Genomic DNA, 19,930 nt, shown 5'->3' with positions numbered 1-19,930 from the left:
TGAGGCGTGGCGGCGAGATGACACAGGCGACTAGCCTCGAGTGGCGGCTAGTCGCCGAGAAAGTTAGGACTCGATGGCGGCCATCGACGGGGACGGCGTCGCGACGCCATAATACAGACAAATGCGCTGCCCGTTTATCTCCTCTACTTCAAAATCAATCTCGTAAATCTGCTCCATGATGGGTTTAGTCACCACGTCTTTTACTCGACCACTGGCAACAACCTCACCCGCTTTCATCGCAATCATGTTATCGGCATAACACGCACTAAAATTAATATCGTGCATCACGACCACCACGGCCTTGTTATATCGATGTGCCAACTCTCGTACCGTTTTCATGATCGCCACAGAATGACGAATATCGAGATTGTTGAGTGGCTCGTCGAGGAAAACATAGTCAGTGTTTTGCGCGACCACCATGGCAATGAATGCCATTTGCCGTTGGCCACCACTGAGCTGATCAATAAAGCGATCTTGCAACTCTGTTAGCCCCAGCTGCGCTAACGCATCGTCAATCATGGCATTGTCTTGTTCGGATAGCCGCCCTTTGGAATGGGGAAAGCGTCCAAACGCCACCAGTTCACGCACCCGGAAGCGCATATTGACGTTGTTTGCTTGACGCAACACGGCCAGCCTTTTTGCTAATGCCTCATTGCTCCATTCACTGAGCGGTTTATCGCCAATCAAGACTTCACCCGCATCACTGTCTGTCAGCCGGCTCGCCATCGACAGCAGCGTACTTTTCCCCGCCCCGTTAGGGCCGATGATAGCGGTCACTTTACCGAGGGGAAACAGAGCACTGGCTTGATTCACCACCTGTGTTTGGCCGTAAGCTTTCGATAATCCAATTAATTCAATCATAATGTTAAAACTTGTTTTTCGTCAGGAGATACAAAAAGTAAGCCCCACCGACAAAGTTAATGATCACACTCACCGTGGTCTCAAACCCAAACCATTGCTCGACAACATACTGGCCACTTAACAACAAAAATGCGGCCAACACGCTCGTGGCCACAATTAAAAACCGATGCTGATAACTGACAAACATTTGCCGCGCAAGGCTCACCACAATCAAACCAAAAAAGAGCACCGGCCCGACCAAAGCGGTTGATAAGGCAATCATCACCGCAATCACCATCATTACCTTTAAGGTGAGTCGACGTGTATCGATGCCAAGGCTGGTCGCGTTATCTTCACCCAACAAGCACACATCAAGCTGATTGCTCAATCGATAGAGCACCAGCAAACAAGCAGCGAGTACCGGCACACTGACATAGACCAGTTCACGGTTGGCATTATTGAAACTGGCGAACATGGCATCTTGCAATATAGCGAACTCACTCGGGTCAACCAATAAGGTAAAAAACTGACTGATACTGCCAAATACGCTACCTAGCACGATACCAATTAACAGCAGGGTGTAGATGTTGGCGCGATGGCGACGAAAGTAAAGTGTGAACAACACAGTCGCGCTGATCGTCATTAGCACCACACTGGCGGTAAAGTTCGCGTAAGCATTGATCAGCAATACGCTACTTGAGCCGAAGACCACCAATAAAACGGTTTGCAAAAGGACGTATAAACTATCGAAGCCCAGAATCGAAGGCGTCAAAATCCGATTGTTGGTGATGGTTTGAAACACCAGCGAAGAAGCCGAGATCGCCACGGCAGCGAGCGTAATAGCTAAGACCTTAGGGGTTCGTCGCGAAAGAAAATACGCGTAATTATCCGCCGTTAATCCATGCCCTAAAAAGTACCCGGCTACGAGCACCACACCCATTGCGACAAGAGAGAGCTTGATACCATCACGCATTGGCTTTGTCCCTCATCACCAGATAGATAAACACCGCACCGCCTAAGATAGAAATAATCATCGCGATCGGGACTTCATAGGGGAAGATAATGACGCGGCCCAGAATGTCGCAGCTCAGCACCAACACCACGCCCCAAAAGGCTGTCCAAGGTAGGTTACGTTTAATGTTATCGCCCATAAAAAGCGAGACAACATTAGGCACAATTAAGCCAAGGAAAGGGATAACGCCGACAATCATCACCACAGCGGAAGACAACAACGCAACCACCATGACACCAAATAGCACCACCTTTTGATAATCAAGGCCGATGTTTTTGGCAAAGCTTTCACCAATACTGGCGGCGCTGAATTGGCTGGCATACGCATAGGCGATACCACATACTGGAATAGCCACAAAAAGCACTTCGTAATTTCCCGCCAGCACCGACGAAAAGTTGGCGACCGTCCACGCTTGCAAGGTTTGAATCAGATCGTACTTATAAGCTAAAAACTGGGTCAGCGAAGAGACCACATTGCCGTACATGATCCCTATCAAGGGAACCAGCACGGTATTCTTAAACTTCAGACGTTGGAGAAAGTGGACGAACAACCAGGTGCCGGCCATTGCCATTCCCACAATAACGGACAGATCCAGCCATTGGCTGGCCCCCCCAAACATAACCAACGTCAGTACATAACCCAGCAGCGCACAATCAATGGTGCCCGTGGTATCAGGCGCGGCAAAGCGGTTTTGGCATATCTGCTGCATGATGAGTCCAGCCACACTTAAGCCCGCACCAGCCAGACAAATAGCCAGTAAACGAGGAATACGGCTGGTGGTAAAAATCGTCCACGCTTCTGGGTCGCCCGCCCATAAGCTCGCGAGGGACACATGCGCCACACCAATGGATATCGACAAGATCGCCAACACCACAAGGACAGGAATAGAAAGATACTTCACAGAATCACTACCGTTGAGGTCTAGAACCACAAAGACCCAGGTCCAGCCTGGGTCTGCTTGTTTGTCGTATGATGATTAAAGCACGCGGTTTACATCATCAATCATCTTATCCATCGCCGTCATGCCAGCCATAGTGATGTACCAAGCGGTTGGGTCGAGATAGCTGATACGTTGCTGTTGGTGAGCTTGCGTTTTATTGACCAAAGGATTGTCAAAACGCGCTTTCGCCTTGCCTTCACCTTCCCCAATCGCCTGCTCACGATCAAGGACTAATAAGACATCTGGGTTGGCGTCGGCAATATATTCGAATGAAATCAAGTTACCGTGCGAGCCGGCGACTTCCACATCGTCGCTTTTCGCTGGCTTTAAGCCTAGCTCATCAAACACCATACCAAAACGACTATTCTCGCCAAACATCGCCACTTTACTGCCGTTACTCATGACCATCAGCGCGTTAAAGTTGTCCGCCACCGCTTTCTCATGCGTCTGCGCAATTTTGCTGCTCATTTGCTCAATAATTGCGTCGACTTTATCTTGCTTATTAAACACTTCGCCAAGCATGCGCCAGTTGGCTTGCACACTTTGCCAATAGTGCTCGTAGTCGGCTTTAAACATGATAGTCGGCGCGATTTCCTCTAACTCGCCCATCAGCGATGCCATACGCGCTTCCGCAATGATCAAATCAGGCTTTGCGGTAAAAATGGCTTCATAGTCAGGCTCTTTCACCGTCCCGACCGCAACATATTTATCGTCTTGATAGGTTTTAGCGAGATAATCCGGCATTAAGGACTTCACCACGCCAACAGGCTCAACGCCAAGACGATCGAGTACATCTAAACTGCCTTGCCCCAAGACAACGACGCGTTGTGGTACGCCGTCGATTTCAACCGTGCCCATCGCATGGGTGATTGTTTTCGCCGCAGCATGGCCGCTTAGCACTAAGGAAACAGTAAGAAAAATAAATTGAACAAATGAACGAAAAGCTTGCATAGCCCTTTCCTCGTAAAAATCGGTGGAGGAATGCTAACGCAGTTGAATAATCAAGTCACGAATAGAAGTGAGAATTATTCATATTTATAATGTTATTGATCAAGCGCATGGCATGAGGCGATAGGTTTTATACGCACAAGCCAGTCATCATGTCTTTCATTCAAGCATGCCAATGACGCTTACCAAAACTGTTTTGATCTTGCGCAAAAAAACGGCAATTGAGTCGACGACATGCGGACAATCCGTCACTAACACGCGTTATAGAAACGAAAAAACCGCGCGACTTGCGCAAAACGCAAGCGATTGCATCGACACTATCAACATATTTAGTAATCATTAAGGGTTTTACGCGCTAATATGGGGATAGTTGTGATCAGGATCGCGCGTAAATGCGCACGGGTTACATACACTGGGCCCATCTCATGCGGAACCACTTAAAAGACAATAAAGACAGCTATGACTGTCGCAATTTAGGTACCGATTTGAGCTGGACTGCACCTAACTAGATGTTTGAGGGTTATAATGAACGAAATTTTACTTGCGGTCGTCGCTGGTGCCATCGTTGGCTTTTTCTTCAGCGCGATCAAGTTACCATTGCCTGCTCCCCCGGTCATTTCTGGGATCATGGGCATTGTTGGTATCTACCTTGGCGGCATGGCTTACCAAGCCGTGATCGAACGCTTTTTCTCTTAACTAAAGATAATTGGAGCACACTATGGCTACCCCACATATTAATGCTGTAGACGGCGCATTTGCTGAAACTGTCCTCATGCCTGGTGATCCGCTGCGTGCGCAGTACATTGCCGAAAACTTTCTCGAGAACGCGGAGCGCGTGACCGACGTGCGTAACATGTTCGGCTACACCGGTACCTACAAAGGCAAAAAAGTGTCTGTCATGGGTCACGGCATGGGGATCCCATCTTGCTCAATCTACGTGCATGAGTTGATCAAAGATTACGGTGTTAAAAACGTGATTCGCGTCGGTAGCTGCGGTGCGGTTAAAGACGATGTCAAACTGATGGATGTCATCATTGCACAAGGTGCGTCCACGGATGCGAAAGTCAACCGCACACGCTTTGCGGGTCACGACTTTGCAGCTATCTCAGACTACCACCTGCTTGAAACAGCAGTGGGTGAAGCACGCAAGCAGAATGTTTCTGTACGTGTGGGTAACGTCTTCTCTGCCGATCTCTTTTATAGCCCAGAAGCCGATTTGTTCAACAAAATGGATAACCTTGGCATTCTGGCGGTGGATATGGAAGCAGCCGGTATCTATGGTGTCGCTGCAGAGCTGGGCGCTCGTGCACTGACCATCCTGACTGTGTCTGATCATATTATTCGCGGTGAAGCACTTAGCTCAGATGAACGTCAAAAATCATTTAACGAGATGATGACTGTTTCGCTAGAAACCGCAATCAACCTGTAAGTGTTGGTCGGAGGAAACGTGTCTAGCGGTAAACTGCCCCTCGCGGCCGGTGATTTACAGCTGAACTTCTGTAAAACCCTCACCTGCCCGAATTTTGGGTCAAAGGATGAGCAAGATTACTTGGTTCAGCACACCAATCCAGCACGACCAACCTTGGTGTGCCGAGAGTGTGGCGCGTTTCCTCCACTGTTAAATAACCATGATGTTCACGCTGAGCTGATTGCTCAGCGCCAACTTCATGCCGATGGCTTGTGTGCCTGTACCAATCCAGAGTGTGAGCATTTAGGCAAACCCGTGCTCACGCATCGGCATTGTTATCATGCGTTCGGCTATAGTGGCGATCGTCAGCGTTATCGGTGCAAAAGCTGCCAAAGTACCTTTGTCGATCGCTGGTCTGGGGTCAACAAAAAAAGTGAGTTACAGCAAAAGCTGTTGGCCTTTCTTTTTACTGGCCACACAGTGCGTGACATCTGCCGGCGGCTGTCGCTGAATCCGAAAACCTTCTACGATCATCTTAACCAAATAGCCGCACGTTGCCGACAAAAGCTTGCCGCTTACGATAGTCGGTTTTTAGCTGATACCTCAACCGGTCACCTAGCCAGTGTCCACACCGCGTTGCAGCCCAAGAGCGACAATGGCGTGCAATGGCTAGCAACGGGTGAAGCGCATAGTGGCTACGTGCTGCAGCAAGATGTGAATTATCATGCGGATGACCATCACCACTTGACCACACACCATGACCCTTACCAATCTGATTGTCGGTTTATGTCGACGCACAGTGCGGGTCAGCCGCAAGAAACAGTGGCACGGCCAGAGGGATTACTGGGTCGGGTTGATGCCAAATACCGCGATGTCTTTGCCCGCTCGAATGTCGAAGATCCTTATACGCAGCCTCTGCATTTTATTTATCCTAATCGCGGCACGCTGATCCGCCCTCAATACACCACGTATGCACACTACCTCAACCTCAAGCCGTTAATCGAACATTGGCAGCAAATTGTGGTGTTTTCGCCACAAGAGCCCTTATTGCGCTCCGCTTGCCTCTCCGTTTTTGAGGCCGATATTCGCGATAAGCGCGTCAGCCATGTATACGTCGAGCAGGATGCCGGTTGGCAGCCCGGATCAGAGCCAGAAAAAATTGATATCGTTTTGCTAAGCTGGTGGCGTGACCGTTGGGCCTTTACTCGCCGTGGCGACGGCGCTAAAGCAATCTGCGATCATGGCCAAAACAAAGGTCAAGAGGCCTATTGGTTAACCCATGCAAGCTGTGATGCGTTGAAAAAATATCAACAGCACTTCCACCAGCAGTTTTCACTGTTGGTCAATGAGCCGAGACGCCGACTGCGCCCGGGTGGACTGCTACCCTTGCTTGATATCTATCGCGCATGGCACAACTTATGTTGGCAAGACCGCGCGCATCTCACGCCAGCCCAACGGCTTGGCTTGACCGAACGCCCTTTGACCTTGGCGGATCTGATGCTCTGATTGATATCGCGCGCATTCACTTGACGTGCATCGAGGTTTTTTGCCTAAATGCCCAATATCGCCGAGAAGGAAACCGCCATTGGACATTCAACTCCTGCGCACATTTATTGAAGTCAGCAAGACACGTCACTTCGGTCGTGCAGCGGACAACCTTTACCTGACCCAGTCCGCTGTGAGCTTTCGCATTCGACAACTCGAAACGCAGCTGAATACATCCCTGTTTATTCGTCAGCGCAATAATGTTCGTCTGACCGATGCGGGGGAGCGATTACTTCCTTACGCTGAAACCATGCTGCAAACCTGGCAGCGCGCCCAACAGGATGTCAGTGCGATGCACCACGCGAGCGCGCAACTGACGCTAGCCGCCTCCCCGATGCTGTGGGAACTCGATGGCGTCAGCGCATGGGTAAACCGCGTCTGTGCGGCACACGGAGACTGGTTGATCCGTACCGAGTCGACGCCAGCCCAGTTGCTAGCACGCCATTTGATTGAAAAACGTATTGATGCCGGGTTGACCTCAGAGCTGCCTAAGCTTGAAGGATTACAATCGCATCACTTAGGCGATTATCAACTTCAGTTAGTCAGCCATATACCGGGGCTCACGCTGGACACGAGCGAGACCCTCCCCCTGATCTATCTCGATTGGGGCACTCGCTTTTCGCTCGAGCAAAGCCAAATTGCGTCCCTGCAACGTTCACCTGTGTTGCACACCCAGTCATGCCAACTCGCATTAAACTATTTACTCGTACACGGTGGCGTCGCGTTTCTACCGTCATTAGCGGTTCATCCTTATCTCGACAATGGACAACTCCACCTGATTGACCACGGCCATATGTTGACCCATCCTCTTTACCTTACCTGGCTAACTAATAGTGATAAAAGCAACCTAATCAATGACTTAGTGTCATCCGCCGGTCAGTTATAAGGGCACAGAAAAAATCGTTAAATTCACGCCTATTTCACTAGTCGACGGTCAATTTTTAGGCTATCTTAGAATCGTTAGGCAAACATTGTGTGTCTAACACTTCGGCTACACATAGCACTGACAATCAACAAGCGTTAGGAAAACACCACCATGGCACAGTGGGATCAATGGTTAAAACACGGCTCGCAACAAAAAGAGAAGTTTAAATCTCGCCACCACGACGATTTTGATGACGATATGCCACGCGGCAAAAAAGACAAGAAGCGCCATAACAAACGCGCGCAACGCTCTCAATACGACGACAGTTATTTTGGAGAGGATCGCTAATCGCGAGGTAAGGCTCGCGGCATTAAGCACTGGTCATTGATAGGATAAAGGCAACGTTATCGCGTTGCCTTTTTGTTGTGGTTTTTAGACACTGGAGCACTCACTCAGGCTTGTTGCGCTTGCCACTCTGCTGCGTGTCGTTTAATCGCACGCTGTGCTAGCTGCCAACGCGGATCTTGCTGTAAGCGTTGCCAATCCACGGTTTGGCGCACCCGCAACCTGTCAGCCGCAGGAACCGACTGAATCGGCAACGCATCGAGCACTGACACCGCACTGTGACGATCATTGCATATCAAGGCCATATCACATCCAGCATCAAGCGCCGCTTTGGCACGCGCGGGCGCGTCGCCGAACAAATGCGCGCCGCCCATGCTTAAATCATCAGAGAAAATAACCCCTTGAAACCCAAGCTGTTGGCGCAAAATCTGGCTAAGCCAGTATGGCGAGCCGCTCGCAGGCAAGGCATCATGTTGTGGGTAAATCACATGCGCAGGCATCATCGCATCCACGAGCCCCTGCTCAATAAACGATTGGAAAATCGCAAAATCGTCTGAGTGCAAAATATCGCGCGTGTCCTCAGGTGTCACTAAGTGCGAGTCTTCTTTCACCCCGCCGTGTCCCGGAAAATGTTTCCCTGTCGTGGCCATGCCGGCCACGCGCATCCCCTTAGCAAAGGCGCCGGCATAGTCGGTGATAGCTTGATGTGTTGCGCCAAAGGCGCGGTCTTTGATTGCCGCACACCCAAACCCTAAATCCAGCACAGGTGCAAAGCTAAGATCGATCCCATGGGCGATCAGCTCCATTGCCATTATCCAACCCGACTGCTCAGCCAGCGCTGGACTGGCGCTCAACGCACCATATGACTGCGCGGCGGGGATGGGCGTAAACGCGTCGCGAAATCGCTGAACACGTCCGCCCTCTTGGTCGACGCCAATGAGAATCTCACGTCCAGCCGCGGCGCGTATTGACTGGGTTAATGCACGCAACTGCGCGGAATCAAAATAATTGCGAGCAAATAAAATGACGCCCCCAACACTCGGGTGTGCCAAAATTTCTTTTTCTTCGTTATCGAGCTGCTCTGCATGCACATCCAGCCAAACCGGTCCCATTGTTTCTCCTTCATACGCTTGTCAACCCACTGACAATCTTGCTCGGTATCCTCAACCATCATGTCGTACCGACTGATAAGATGTCAGTATCACAGACGCATACTCAAGCACTTTGCCACGTATCGCAATCTGATTATACTCAGTACTTTGTCTTTCACCCCCATTTTATCGCTGGACCACTGTAAGGAAACACCCGATGCCACAACCCGCCGCCGATATCTATATAGGTGTTATGTCAGGGACGAGCTTAGATAATATCGATGTCGTCGCTGTAAGGTTTACTCACGCCGGTTACGTGGAGTCTATCGCCCGCCACAGCGATCCGTTTCCCCACGATATTAAAACCACGGTGATTACCTTGAGCCGAGGCCATCCGATGTCGGTCAAAGCTTTGGGTGAACTCGATCGTCGTTTAGGGGAATGTTATGCCAATGCTATCAATACCTTACTTGAACAAGCAGCGTTACGGCCCAAGCATGTCGCCGCCGTCGGTTGTCATGGTCAAACCGTCTATCACCAACCCAGCGGTGATTATCCATTCACCATGCAGCTTGGCGACGCCAATGTGATTGCAGCGCGAACCGGCATTACCACTGTCGCTGATTTTAGGCGCAAAGACATGGCGTATGGCGGCCAAGGCGCGCCTTTGGTGCCCGCCTTTCACAATGATTACTTTGCTGATAGCGAACAAGCCACCGCGGTGGTGAATATCGGCGGTATTGCCAACGTATCGATGATTTGCCCTGACCGCCCCTTGTATGGCTTTGATACGGGTCCTGGGAATATGTTGATGGATGCCTGGACGCAGCGTCACCGCCATCAAGCCTATGATAAAGATGGCGAGTGGGCAGCCACCAGCTGCGCGTATCAACCCTTACTCAACCGCCTGTTATCCGACGCCTACTTCTCACGTCCCGCCCCCAAAAGTACTGGGCGGGAATACTTCAATCTTGACTGGCTCGATCGCCAACTGCTCGCGTTTTCACTCTCTCCAGACCAAGTGCAAGCGACCTTGCTGGCATTGACTGCCGAAAGTATTGCATTAGCCATTCGTCCATTAGAACGTGGCCGCGTCTTCGTGTGTGGCGGTGGCGCGCACAATCAAGCACTGATGCATGCGCTACAACAGGCACTTCCGCAATGGTCGATTGCACAAACTGACGATGCCGGGATCAGTTGCGACGATATGGAAGCTATTGCCTTTGCTTGGCTAGCCAGACAAACCCTTAATCACCAACCAGGCAACGTACCCGCCGTGACGGGCGCAACGCAAGCCTGTTGCCTTGGTGCCATTTATCTACCTTACTGAGGAACGATTATGTCAGCCCCCAGCGTCGATCAGCTAAAAGGCTTACTCTCAGAAACACGCAACCCGCATACACTGACGATCGACCAACAAGACACACTGGGCTTGGTGGCGATGATTAACGCAGAAGATAAGGGAGTCGCCGCCGCCGTGCAGACGCAGCTCCCTGCGATTGCCAACGCGGTCGATGCGATTGCGGCAAGCTTTAACCAAGGCGGCCGTCTTATCTACATCGGGGCGGGAACCAGTGGTCGACTTGGCGTGCTTGACGCCGTGGAATGCCCGCCCACCTTTGGGGTTAATAATCAGCAAGTCATAGGATTGATTGCCGGTGGCGATCCGGCCATGTTTGTTGCCCAAGAAGGCGCTGAAGACAACCCTGATGCGGGTAAATCGGATTTGATCGCGCAGCACCTCACCACGAAGGATGTAGTGGTCGGCATCGCCGCCAGTGGTCGCACCCCTTATGTCCTCGGTGCACTCGATTATGCCCAGCAAATCGACGCGGTGACGGTCGCGCTGTCATGTAATCCCCATGCGGCGATCAACACGCACGCCCAGATTGCCATTACACCCGAGGTTGGCCCCGAAGCGCTCACGGGCTCAACCCGAATGAAATCAGGTACGGCGCAAAAAATGGTATTAAATATGCTAAGCACCGCCGCGATGATAAAGATAGGCAAGTGCTATCAAAATTTGATGGTCGATGTAAAAGCTAGCAACGATAAACTGGCGACCCGTTCAACGTTGATCGTGATGGAAGCGACAGGGTGTGACGAAGATACCGCGACACATGCCCTTTCACGCGCTGATGGCGAAGTAAAAGTCGCGATCTTGGTGATCCTAGCCGACCAGGATCCCGCCACAGCCCGGCAACGCCTTCAGCAGGCCAATGGGCACCTGCGTGATGCGCTGGCGTTAGGGTAATACTCGACAAGCCTTATCCATCTGAGGAGGAGCGCAGGCTTTTCTCTTGCAATATCGCCGTCGGTTGCACACTGTCCATGCGCTCAACATAAGCCTGATATTGTTGGAACGGAAGCGGCCGAGAGTAATAATAGCCTTGTGACACATCGACGCCATACCGGCGTAACAGGGCCTCCGCTTCCTCTGTTTCCACGCCCTCAGCAACAACCATTACCCCTAGTGAGCGGGCCATGTCTGTGGTGGCGCGAACAATGCTTTGATGACGGCCGCTCTTGTGCAGATCTCGCACAAAACTGCGATCAATTTTAAGCTCAGTGAATGGGAGTTGAGAAAGGAAATACAACGAGGAATAGCCCGTGCCGTAGTCATCGATCGATACTTCAATCCCACTGGCAGACAGTGCTGAAATCAGTTGTTTCAGCCAGTTATAGTCCTCGACCATCACTGATTCTGTCAGTTCCAACGAGATGAGGTTTGTCGGTATATGATATCGGTGCGCCAGCTCGACCACACGATTAGCCAGATCCGGTATATAAATATCAGACGCACTGATATTGATGGAAAGGCGGCGGCAATGGCCGTTACGGATAAGCTGCGCTTGTTGTTGAAACGCGCGTTTCATCACCCATAAAGTAAGATTATTAATGATCCCAACATCTTCCGCCATTTGCACAAAGACTTCAGGCGATATTTGCCCGTACTCAGGGTGCGTCCAGCGCGCTAAGACTTCCGAACCATGGATAGAGCCAGTGCGCAAGTCAATCTGCGGTTGATGATAAAGCTCGAGCTGATCATTCTCGATGGCGTCTCTTAAATCGGTCACGAGTGAAACATGCAGTTGATGATGTCGCTGCTCGTCGGAGTTAAAGCGTGCATAGTGAGTAGTGAGTGACTGGTGTTGATCAATAGCGCTTAGGGCACGGCTGATTAATAAGCTCGGATGATCACCATCGGTGGGGTAGTGACAAACACCAATCCGTACTTTCACTTGTGTGACAAACGCGCCAACGCACAATTCACCATTTAACTCTTTAATCAGCGCGTCGATGATACGGTCACACGTTGCGCTGTCAGCATCATCCATTAAAAAAGCAAATACGCCTTCTTTTAAGCAGCCCAAGCGATAATTGGGCCTGTCACTGTCCGTTCTTATACAGATCACAGGGGGTACAGCCAGGACATCACTGATACGCTCCGCAATCGCGGTAATGTATTCCTCTCGAGCGTGCTCATCTAAATACGGTAAGAGGCTGGTATAATTATCTACCGAGAGGCAATATAAATTGAAACTCATATTCCGACTGATCAAGTCGTCGATCATCATATGTAATACATTGTTATTCGGTAAATAGCTTAAGGTATCGTGGGTGAGCGCTTGCATTTCTTGTAACCGTTGGCACCGGAAACGCTCGGCTAACGCCAAAGTAAACAAGATCATGGTCATTCCCAGCGACATCATCAGGGCATAACGTGATAGTAAGCTGTATTCAACGTAATTGAGCATCAAGGCATAAAGCATCACGCCACCCACTATGGCGGGGATCCAGCTGAAGGCAAAAAGCAAGAGCCAAGACTTTCTCGGTTGCCATTGCAACCATAGGTAGTAGGCTAGCAAGCCATAAACTGGTAATTGCGCGATAAAAACGAATGACAGTGACACATACGTAGGGGTAATAAAACTTAATACAGCTAAGCCAAATAGCCCTCCACAAGTCATATAAAACAGCGATCTGGCACGCTGATAAAGCCGACTTCGCTCAAAATCTAAAAAATAATAAGTAAACCACAATCCCGCCATGAGTAAGCAAACGGCCAACGCAACCAAGTGGTTACTGATGACTATTTGAACCGTATCTGGCAAAAAGTAACGACTGAAACCGTGATTCACGCTCACGAGCATCGCGCTCATTAGCGCAACGGGAACAAAAATGAGATAGACGCGCTGACGACTATAGACATACACCCCAGCACTATACAGCGCGACCATAAACGTAAAGGTGACAAATCCCCCCCAGACCAAATGCACCGATCTGGACAGATGATCAAACGCGTGGTGCGACATTACACTTAACGGCATGATCGCCGTATCATTCGAGGTAACTTTGAGCAGTAATTGGTTGTCACGATCAGGGAGTAAATTGACCGGAATGGAATCAGGCATTGGCAAGCGATTCAAGCGTGCCGGTGTTTTATCTCCTGCTTTTATCTGTGAGCGCACCTGATCGCTATCCAAGATATGGTACGCGTCCAAATAGTCAATCAGTGGGTTATCGGTGAGCACATGAATGTCGCGCTCCGCCAAGCCACGATAATTAAAATCAAGCTTGATCCAATAGGTTTGATAAGCCAGCTTCCACGGAATGTCACGCGCGCTATCGGCTGGCGTAAACGGCGCATGATCCAACACATAGTTAAGAGAGAGGTCGTTGGTTTCATCAATGAAATAGCTATAGTCGGTGCTGACCAGTGATTGCGCAGGGGCGGTGGTGCGACTCAAACTCGTCATCCAAAACCCGACAGCCAATACAACCACCAATGTGAACAAGGTCGTCACCCAAATAAGGGGCTGCCGAGACTGTAGTGCGTGCATAAACATACACTCCTTAACCAAAAACGAGTCTGCCGCCCGAGGTTACTCCCCTTCCCTTGTACTTCTTGCAATTTAATCTGCTCGGAATGCTGGCTGGACGTAATAAAAATAGATAGTGATGGCTACTTTTTCAAACAGAACGCCTTTAAAAACGCTGCCTATACGATTAATCAGAGGGTTACATAGCGCGTCGTAGAAGCCAAAACAAATGAACATAAGTTTTAAAATGGAACATTTGTTCAATCATCATAAGCGCGATACACTGAGACCCATTACAGTGAGCCGTACTGTGTGCGGTGAGTTTGATCCGATCGATGAGCGAGACTAACATCCATGAGTACGCCAACATCCCCAGATAACGTTCACGAAGACACTGATTTGCTGACCGAAATCGCCATTCTGTATTACCAGCAAAGCGCGACCCAAGAGGAGATCGCACGCAAATACAAAATAAGTCGCCCCAAAGTCAGCCGTCTACTCCGAAAAGCACGCGAGGAAGGGATCGTTGAAATCACGGTGAAGTTTCATCCTGTGCACAGCGCGCAGTTAGAACAAAGGCTCATGGCGCGATTTAATCTCAAACGCGCATTAATTTCTCTCGACCAACCCAGTCCCGAAGAGCAGCGCACTCAAGTCGCGACCCTGGTTTCCACTTATTTGGATGGCAACCTTAACGACGGCATGGTAGTAGCAGTGGGGCAAGGTCAAAACGTCGCGGCGGTTGCTGATCACCCAGGGGTCGTCTCTCATCGCCAAACGCGCTTTGTTTGTGCTATCGGCGGTACCCACCGAAGTGGTGATGCCTTTAACGCGGATCATATTTGCCGGCGTCTCGCCAAAAAATTTGGTGGCAGCAGTGAAACCCTGTATGCCCCCGCCTACGTCGATAACGAGTCAATCCAGCAAGTGTTTGTCTCTCACCCCAATATCAGTGAAACCTTGAATCAGGCGAGAAAGGCAGAGTTTGCACTGGTCGGCATTGGCGATATGGACGAAAATAGCCATATGGTCAAATTAGGCTGTTTTACCGCACGCGAATTTGTTGAAGCACGTGTTAACCATGGTATTGTCGGAGACATCGGTGGCTTTGATTTTTTCCGGCTTGACGGGCAACCCACCGATAATTTGATGCGAGGGCGCGTGGTTGGGCTAGCCATGCCTGACTTGGCACGTATTCCCAGTGTCATCGCCATGGCCAGTGAAAGTCGTAAAGCCTTGTCGATACTCGGCGCTTTGCGCACTGGGGTGATTGATGTGTTGGCGACCAGTGCCAGCTGCGCAATGGCGCTGCTCAACATGTCTGAGCCTGCCCCCGATGAAGCAGCGTTCACGTTTCAACAGGATGAGTAAATCCGTGACCAAAGAGTGAGACTTAACTCTCTTTATGTCGCAATACAATTGACAAGTGACGTAAAAAACTCAAAGATCGTCACATCATTTGCTCAGACGCGTTGCATCTGTTCATATTCAGAGCAAGCGTTAGCACGTCATACGGCGTCTGGGCTACCACGTAAAGAAGGTGAGTGAAGATGAGCAACAAACTGGACCAACTCCGTGCCCTAACCACAGTGGTCGCTGACACAGGCGACATCGAAGCGATTAAAAAATACCAACCGCAAGATGCCACAACCAACCCTTCTCTGATCCTCAAAGCCGCGCAAATCAAAGAATATGCGCCGCTGATCGATGAAGCGATTGCTTATGCAAAATCACACAGCAGCGACGCAGACCAACAGGTTGCCGATACCTGTGACCGTCTCGCCGTCAATATTGGTAAAGAAATCCTCAACGTGATCCCTGGCCGTATTTCTACCGAGGTAGATGCACGTTTGTCTTACGACACAGACGCGAGTGTGGCTAAAGCGCGCAAGCTTATCAGTATGTACAACGAAGCGGGGATCAGTAACGAGCGCATTCTGATCAAACTGGCGTCAACTTGGGAAGGCATCCGCGCCGCAGAAATCCTGGAAAAAGAAGGGATCAACTGTAACCTGACGCTCTTATTCTCATTCGCACAAGCACGTGCCTGTGCCGAAGCGGGTGCTTACCTGATTTCACCGTTTGTGGGCCGCATCATGGATTGGTACAAAGCCAAAGAAGGCCGCGATTTTGAGGCGGCTGAAGACCCAGGTGTTAAATCCGTCACCACCATCTACAACTACTACAAAGCCCACGGCTACGACACCGTCGTGATGGGCGCGAGCTTCCGTAACACGGGCGAGATTTTAGAGCTGGCTGGCTGCGATCGTCTCACCATCAGCCCACAGCTTCTCCAAGAGCTGAGCGACGCCGACGGTGACGTGCCTGTGAAACTCAAAGACGCGGGAGCCACCGAGCAACGCCCAGCGCGTATGACGCACGCCGAATTCTTATGGGAGCACAACCAAGACGCGATGGCGGTTGAGAAGCTCGCAGAAGGCATCCGCAATTTCGCGGTTGACCAAGGCAAGCTTGAAGATATGATTCGCGAACAACTGTGATCCAACACAAAGCGTGATTTAACACAATAAAAGCGGCTCAGCCCGCTTTTATGATACTGTTTGACCCTATTTCACCTGTTCAACCTGTAGGTAAACACATGGAACGCAAAATGCTAGCTAACGCCATCCGCGCCCTTGCGATGGACGGTGTGCAAAAAGCCAAATCTGGTCACCCAGGCGCCCCAATGGGCATGGCTGATATCGCCGAAGTCTTGTGGCGCGACCACATGAACCACAACCCACAAAACCCAGATTGGGCCAACCGTGACCGTTTCGTACTGTCAAACGGCCACGGCTCTATGCTGATTTATTCGTTACTGCACCTGACCGGCTATGGCGTATCCATTGACGATCTTAAACAGTTCCGTCAATTGCACTCGAATACCCCAGGCCACCCTGAATATGGTTACGCGCCGGGTATTGAAACCACTACAGGTCCTCTCGGCCAGGGCATTACCAATGCCGTGGGTATGGCAGTGGCAGAGAAATCGCTCGCGGCGCAATTTAACCGCGACGGCCATGACATTGTCGACCATCACACCTACGCATTCTTGGGTGATGGCTGCTTGATGGAAGGTATCTCGCACGAAGCATGCTCACTCGCCGGCACCCTAGGCCTGGGCAAACTGATCGCTTTCTGGGATGACAACGGCATTTCTATCGACGGTCATGTGGAAGGTTGGTTCTCTGACGATACCGCGAAACGCTTTGAATCTTATGGCTGGCACGTGATCCCTGCCGTCGACGGCCATGATTCGGCAGCCATTCAAGCGGCCATCGAAGCGGCAAAAGCAGAAACTGGCAAGCCGACATTGATCTGCACCAAGACCACCATCGGTTACGGCTCACCCAACAAAGCAGGCAGCCACGACTGCCACGGTGCGCCACTGGGTGATGACGAAGTACAAGCCGCGCGTGAGTTCCTCGGTTGGGAGCATGGCCCATTTGAGATCCCACAAGATATTTACGCACAGTGGGACGCCAAAGAAGCCGGTGCGGCCAAAGAAGCCGCATGGAACGAGAAATTCGCGGCGTATCAGGCACAGTATCCAGAGCTAGCCGCTGAGTTTACTCGTCGCATGAAGGGTGAGCTGCCAAGCAACTGGGACAGCGAAACCCAAAAGCTCATCAAAGATCTACAGGCCAACCCAGCCAAAATTGCATCGCGTAAAGCGTCACAAAACGTGTTAGAAGCATTTGGCAAGCTACTGCCAGAACTGCTCGGTGGCTCTGCTGACTTGGCACCGTCTAACTTAACCATGTGGTCAGGCTCTAAAGCGATCAGCGCAGACGATGCTAGCGGTAACTACCTGCACTACGGTGTGCGTGAGTTTGGTATGACCGCCATTATCAACGGTATTGCCCTGCACGGCGGTTTTGTACCTTACGGCGCAACCTTCCTGATCTTTATGGAGTACGCCCGTAACGCGATGCGCATGGCCGCGTTGATGAAGGTGCAAAACATTCAAGTGTATACCCACGACTCGATTGGCCTGGGTGAAGATGGTCCAACTCACCAGCCGGTTGAGCAAATGGCCACTTTGCGCCAAACGCCGAATATGAGCATGTGGCGCCCGTGTGACCAAGTTGAATCTGCGGTCGCGTGGAAAGCAGCGGTTGAGCGTAAAGACGGCCCAAGTGCCTTGGTGTTCTCGCGTCAAGGCCTGGCTCAGCAAGAGCGTGATGAAGCACAATTGGCTAACATTGCCAAAGGTGGCTACATCCTAAAAGATGCAGCGGGTAAGCCTGATCTGATCTTGATTGCGACCGGCTCTGAAGTCGAATTGGCGATGGAATCAGCCGCGAAACTAAGCGAAGCCGGCAAACAAGTGCGTGTCGTCTCTATGCCAAGCACTGACTTGTTCGATAAGCAAGATGCCGCCTACCGCGAGTCCGTGCTGCCATCAGACGTGACAGCACGTATTGCCATTGAAGCGGGTGTCGCCGACTACTGGTACAAGTACGTGGGTCTAGACGGCCGCGTTGTCGGTATGACCACCTTCGGTGAGTCCGCACCGGCTGACGAGCTGTTCAAGATGTTCGGCTTTACCGTTGAAAACGTGGTTAACACCGCTGAAGAGTTGCTCGCTTAATCGCATCTCTACGGCACGTTAATTCTGCGAAGGCCAGTCAGCAATGACTGGCCTTTTTTCTATCCTCGCTTCTCGCATCCTGCAACCCATGCTGTAACAGCGACAGATGCAGCGCGCTTATAGAAAGCGACTCGCCGAGGGACGCACATTAGCATCCAGAGTATCCACCCCTATGTCATTTTGAAGGTGGGCTGGCATCGATGCGATTGACACTGCTTTCGGTTTATGGCTCATACCAACTCGCCCTTGAACACCTTGAATAATCGCCAATAACATTGAGGTAACGCCCTTTTTCATTTCTTTCATCGTGATTCCCCTCTCATTGTGTTGTGAAGATGCTAGTCAGGATAAAACCTCAAGTTATATTGAGGTAAACAAGGAGTGGCAGAAAAAGGTGAAAAAAGATGGAAATGAGTGTTGGGCAAGTGGCAAAACGCGCGGGGGTAAAGGTGTCTACCCTGCATTTTTACGAACAAAAAGGCTTGATCGCCAGTTGGCGTAATGCGGGCAATCAACGCCGTTACGACCGTGCAGTGCTGCGTCGTCTTGCGGTGATTAAAGCTGCACAACATGTGGGGCTCTCACTTGAAGAGATAGGCGAAGCATTAAGTGAACTGCCCTCTCACCGAGCCCCCACCAAAGAGCAGTGGCGTGATATGGCACAGCGCTGGGATGCCACCCTCAATGAGCAAATCGCACGCTTACAGCAGTTACAGGCCAATTTAAGTGGCTGCATTGGCTGTGGCTGCCTATCAATGAAAACCTGCTCGCTCTATAACCCCAATGACGTGGTTGGTGAAGTCACCCAAGATGACAACGTGTTGAATCACCCGAAAATGGGGGTAACCCAACTGTTAAAAGACTGGGGAAAGAGACGATGAGTAGCCCAACCGCAACGCTCCACCCAAGGATTAAATAAAAATACTCACAACGCTTTACATGTGGGTGGAATGCTGTATGGTGGACACAGCTCTGGAACATGGAGCATCAATGATACATCAAGTAAAAGTCAACATAAGCTACGCTATTATCAATATTATAGAGTTTCTAACGTTACCCGCTTTCGCTTTTAGACATTTCATCGACTCCGTTCAAAGCTATCCTATTTTTTGTAATTTAAGAGAGAATGATTATGTCTAATCAAGCAACTGGTATCGTAAAGTGGTTTAACGAAGAGAAAGGTTTCGGTTTCATCACTCGTGACAACGGCGAAAAAGACGTGTTTGTACACTTCCGCGCGATCGTTGGCGAAGGTTTCAAAACCCTAACTGAAGGCCAGCGTGTGAACTTCACCGTTGAGCAAGGCCAAAAAGGCCCACAGGCTTCTGACGTTTCTGTAGCATAAGAAATCAGACCTGATTGATAGAGGGCGCTCAGGCGCCCTTTTTTTGTGCCTATGGTTTGGCGAATGTGATCAACACGGCGGATGGCAAACGATAGGCACAACACGTTTTCACAAAAAAGCCCCAGCTGTCTGGTGTCTCACCAAGCTGGGGCTTTTTTATCAGCGCAACCGACC

Annotated in this window: 19 protein-coding genes; 12 read left to right on the top strand and 7 right to left on the bottom strand. The window is 50.6% G+C overall.

The features are described from left to right. Positions 1-63 precede the first annotated feature (63 nt). From BGL48_RS01070 to BGL48_RS01055, 4 genes are all read right to left on the bottom strand, one after another. Positions 64-861 carry an ABC transporter ATP-binding protein gene (locus BGL48_RS01070; RefSeq protein ID WP_069360916.1) on the bottom strand — a complete coding sequence of 266 codons (798 nt, stop codon included), beginning with the start codon at positions 859-861 and terminating at the stop codon, positions 64-66. A 4-nt stretch (positions 862-865) separates the two neighbouring features. Beyond that, complete coding sequence (locus BGL48_RS01065; RefSeq protein ID WP_069360915.1) at positions 866-1,813, bottom strand: iron chelate uptake ABC transporter family permease subunit; 948 nt, start codon at positions 1,811-1,813, stop codon at positions 866-868. Then, on the bottom strand, positions 1,806-2,753 hold the full coding sequence (locus tag BGL48_RS01060) for an ABC transporter permease (protein WP_069360914.1): 948 nt from the start codon (positions 2,751-2,753) through the stop codon (positions 1,806-1,808). Before BGL48_RS01060 ends, BGL48_RS01065 begins: the two co-directional genes overlap by 8 nt. A 75-nt stretch (positions 2,754-2,828) precedes the next feature. Continuing rightward, positions 2,829-3,743, bottom strand: coding sequence for a siderophore ABC transporter substrate-binding protein (locus BGL48_RS01055; protein WP_069360913.1), 915 nt, complete (start codon positions 3,741-3,743; stop codon positions 2,829-2,831). Between the two features lie 522 nt (positions 3,744-4,265). Here BGL48_RS01055 and BGL48_RS01050 point away from each other — a divergent pair. From BGL48_RS01050 to BGL48_RS16185, 5 genes are all read left to right on the top strand, one after another. Next, entirely contained in the window at positions 4,266-4,436 is a 171-nt protein-coding gene (locus BGL48_RS01050) for a XapX domain-containing protein (RefSeq protein WP_021023774.1), read from the top strand. Between the two features lie 22 nt (positions 4,437-4,458). Further along, positions 4,459-5,169 (top strand): purine-nucleoside phosphorylase, encoded by a 711-nt coding sequence (gene deoD, locus BGL48_RS01045; protein ID WP_069360912.1) that lies wholly within the window; start codon positions 4,459-4,461, stop codon positions 5,167-5,169. 18 nt (positions 5,170-5,187) lie between these two features. Next, a complete protein-coding gene (locus tag BGL48_RS01040; protein WP_069360911.1) occupies positions 5,188-6,654 on the top strand; it encodes a lactate dehydrogenase in 1,467 nt (488 codons plus the stop codon). 79 nt (positions 6,655-6,733) lie between these two features. Continuing rightward, entirely contained in the window at positions 6,734-7,579 is an 846-nt protein-coding gene (gene hdfR / locus BGL48_RS01035; protein WP_069360910.1) for an HTH-type transcriptional regulator HdfR, read from the top strand. Positions 7,580-7,729: 150 nt separating this feature from the next. Continuing rightward, entirely contained in the window at positions 7,730-7,906 is a 177-nt protein-coding gene (locus BGL48_RS16185; RefSeq protein ID WP_155522544.1) for a hypothetical protein, read from the top strand. Between the two features lie 104 nt (positions 7,907-8,010). On the opposite strand, the gene nagZ is transcribed toward BGL48_RS16185, so the two are convergent. After that, positions 8,011-9,015, bottom strand: coding sequence for a beta-N-acetylhexosaminidase (nagZ, locus tag BGL48_RS01030; protein WP_069360909.1), 1,005 nt, complete (start codon positions 9,013-9,015; stop codon positions 8,011-8,013). Positions 9,016-9,211: 196 nt separating this feature from the next. On the opposite strand from nagZ, the gene BGL48_RS01025 reads away from it, so the two are divergent. After that, positions 9,212-10,324: an anhydro-N-acetylmuramic acid kinase gene (locus BGL48_RS01025; protein WP_069360908.1), complete on the top strand. Its 1,113-nt coding sequence runs from the start codon at positions 9,212-9,214 to the stop codon at positions 10,322-10,324. Positions 10,325-10,333: 9 nt separating this feature from the next. After that, the gene (murQ, locus tag BGL48_RS01020; protein WP_069360907.1) at positions 10,334-11,248 is read left to right on the top strand and encodes an N-acetylmuramic acid 6-phosphate etherase; all 915 of its coding nucleotides are present in this window, start codon (positions 10,334-10,336) and stop codon (positions 11,246-11,248) included. A gap of 13 nt (positions 11,249-11,261) precedes the next feature. On the opposite strand, the gene BGL48_RS01015 is transcribed toward murQ, so the two are convergent. Next, positions 11,262-13,838 (bottom strand): EAL domain-containing protein, encoded by a 2,577-nt coding sequence (locus BGL48_RS01015; RefSeq protein WP_176719624.1) that lies wholly within the window; start codon positions 13,836-13,838, stop codon positions 11,262-11,264. A 333-nt stretch (positions 13,839-14,171) separates the two neighbouring features. On the opposite strand from BGL48_RS01015, the gene BGL48_RS01010 reads away from it, so the two are divergent. From BGL48_RS01010 to tkt, 3 genes are all read left to right on the top strand, one after another. Then, positions 14,172-15,188, top strand: a complete 1,017-nt coding sequence (locus BGL48_RS01010; protein ID WP_069360905.1) for a sugar-binding transcriptional regulator — start codon at positions 14,172-14,174, stop codon at positions 15,186-15,188. A 179-nt stretch (positions 15,189-15,367) separates the two neighbouring features. Further along, positions 15,368-16,318, top strand: coding sequence for a transaldolase (gene tal / locus BGL48_RS01005; RefSeq protein ID WP_069360904.1), 951 nt, complete (start codon positions 15,368-15,370; stop codon positions 16,316-16,318). Positions 16,319-16,416: 98 nt separating this feature from the next. Beyond that, positions 16,417-18,411: a transketolase gene (tkt, locus tag BGL48_RS01000; protein ID WP_069360903.1), complete on the top strand. Its 1,995-nt coding sequence runs from the start codon at positions 16,417-16,419 to the stop codon at positions 18,409-18,411. 117 nt (positions 18,412-18,528) lie between these two features. On the opposite strand, the gene BGL48_RS00995 is transcribed toward tkt, so the two are convergent. Then, positions 18,529-18,717, bottom strand: coding sequence for a hypothetical protein (locus BGL48_RS00995; protein WP_069360902.1), 189 nt, complete (start codon positions 18,715-18,717; stop codon positions 18,529-18,531). 98 nt (positions 18,718-18,815) lie between these two features. On the opposite strand from BGL48_RS00995, the gene soxR reads away from it, so the two are divergent. Both soxR and cspE read left to right on the top strand, forming a co-directional pair. After that, the gene (gene soxR / locus BGL48_RS00990) at positions 18,816-19,292 is read left to right on the top strand and encodes a redox-sensitive transcriptional activator SoxR (RefSeq protein ID WP_069360901.1); all 477 of its coding nucleotides are present in this window, start codon (positions 18,816-18,818) and stop codon (positions 19,290-19,292) included. A gap of 251 nt (positions 19,293-19,543) precedes the next feature. After that, complete coding sequence (gene cspE, locus BGL48_RS00985; RefSeq protein WP_069360900.1) at positions 19,544-19,756, top strand: transcription antiterminator/RNA stability regulator CspE; 213 nt, start codon at positions 19,544-19,546, stop codon at positions 19,754-19,756. The last annotated feature ends 174 nt before the right edge of the window (positions 19,757-19,930 follow it).

This window comes from Salinivibrio sp. SS3, assembly GCF_001722105.1.
Lineage (GTDB): Bacteria > Pseudomonadota > Gammaproteobacteria > Enterobacterales > Vibrionaceae > Salinivibrio > Salinivibrio kushneri.
This window is presented reverse-complemented; position numbering and strand designations above follow the sequence as displayed.

Coding starts and splice junctions, on each gene's coding strand:
- BGL48_RS01010 (WP_069360905.1), top strand. CDS start 14,172: ATGAGTACGCCAACATCCCCAGATAACGTTCACGAAGACACTGATTTG.
- nagZ (WP_069360909.1), bottom strand. CDS start 9,015: ATGGGACCGGTTTGGCTGGATGTGCATGCAGAGCAGCTCGATAACGAA.
- BGL48_RS16185 (WP_155522544.1), top strand. CDS start 7,730: ATGGCACAGTGGGATCAATGGTTAAAACACGGCTCGCAACAAAAAGAG.
- BGL48_RS01025 (WP_069360908.1), top strand. CDS start 9,212: ATGCCACAACCCGCCGCCGATATCTATATAGGTGTTATGTCAGGGACG.
- BGL48_RS01015 (WP_176719624.1), bottom strand. CDS start 13,838: ATGCACGCACTACAGTCTCGGCAGCCCCTTATTTGGGTGACGACCTTG.
- BGL48_RS00995 (WP_069360902.1), bottom strand. CDS start 18,717: ATGAAAGAAATGAAAAAGGGCGTTACCTCAATGTTATTGGCGATTATT.
- BGL48_RS01055 (WP_069360913.1), bottom strand. CDS start 3,743: ATGCAAGCTTTTCGTTCATTTGTTCAATTTATTTTTCTTACTGTTTCC.
- tkt (WP_069360903.1), top strand. CDS start 16,417: ATGGAACGCAAAATGCTAGCTAACGCCATCCGCGCCCTTGCGATGGAC.
- BGL48_RS01065 (WP_069360915.1), bottom strand. CDS start 1,813: ATGCGTGATGGTATCAAGCTCTCTCTTGTCGCAATGGGTGTGGTGCTC.
- BGL48_RS01050 (WP_021023774.1), top strand. CDS start 4,266: ATGAACGAAATTTTACTTGCGGTCGTCGCTGGTGCCATCGTTGGCTTT.
- deoD (WP_069360912.1), top strand. CDS start 4,459: ATGGCTACCCCACATATTAATGCTGTAGACGGCGCATTTGCTGAAACT.
- murQ (WP_069360907.1), top strand. CDS start 10,334: ATGTCAGCCCCCAGCGTCGATCAGCTAAAAGGCTTACTCTCAGAAACA.
- BGL48_RS01070 (WP_069360916.1), bottom strand. CDS start 861: ATGATTGAATTAATTGGATTATCGAAAGCTTACGGCCAAACACAGGTG.
- cspE (WP_069360900.1), top strand. CDS start 19,544: ATGTCTAATCAAGCAACTGGTATCGTAAAGTGGTTTAACGAAGAGAAA.
- soxR (WP_069360901.1), top strand. CDS start 18,816: ATGGAAATGAGTGTTGGGCAAGTGGCAAAACGCGCGGGGGTAAAGGTG.
- tal (WP_069360904.1), top strand. CDS start 15,368: ATGAGCAACAAACTGGACCAACTCCGTGCCCTAACCACAGTGGTCGCT.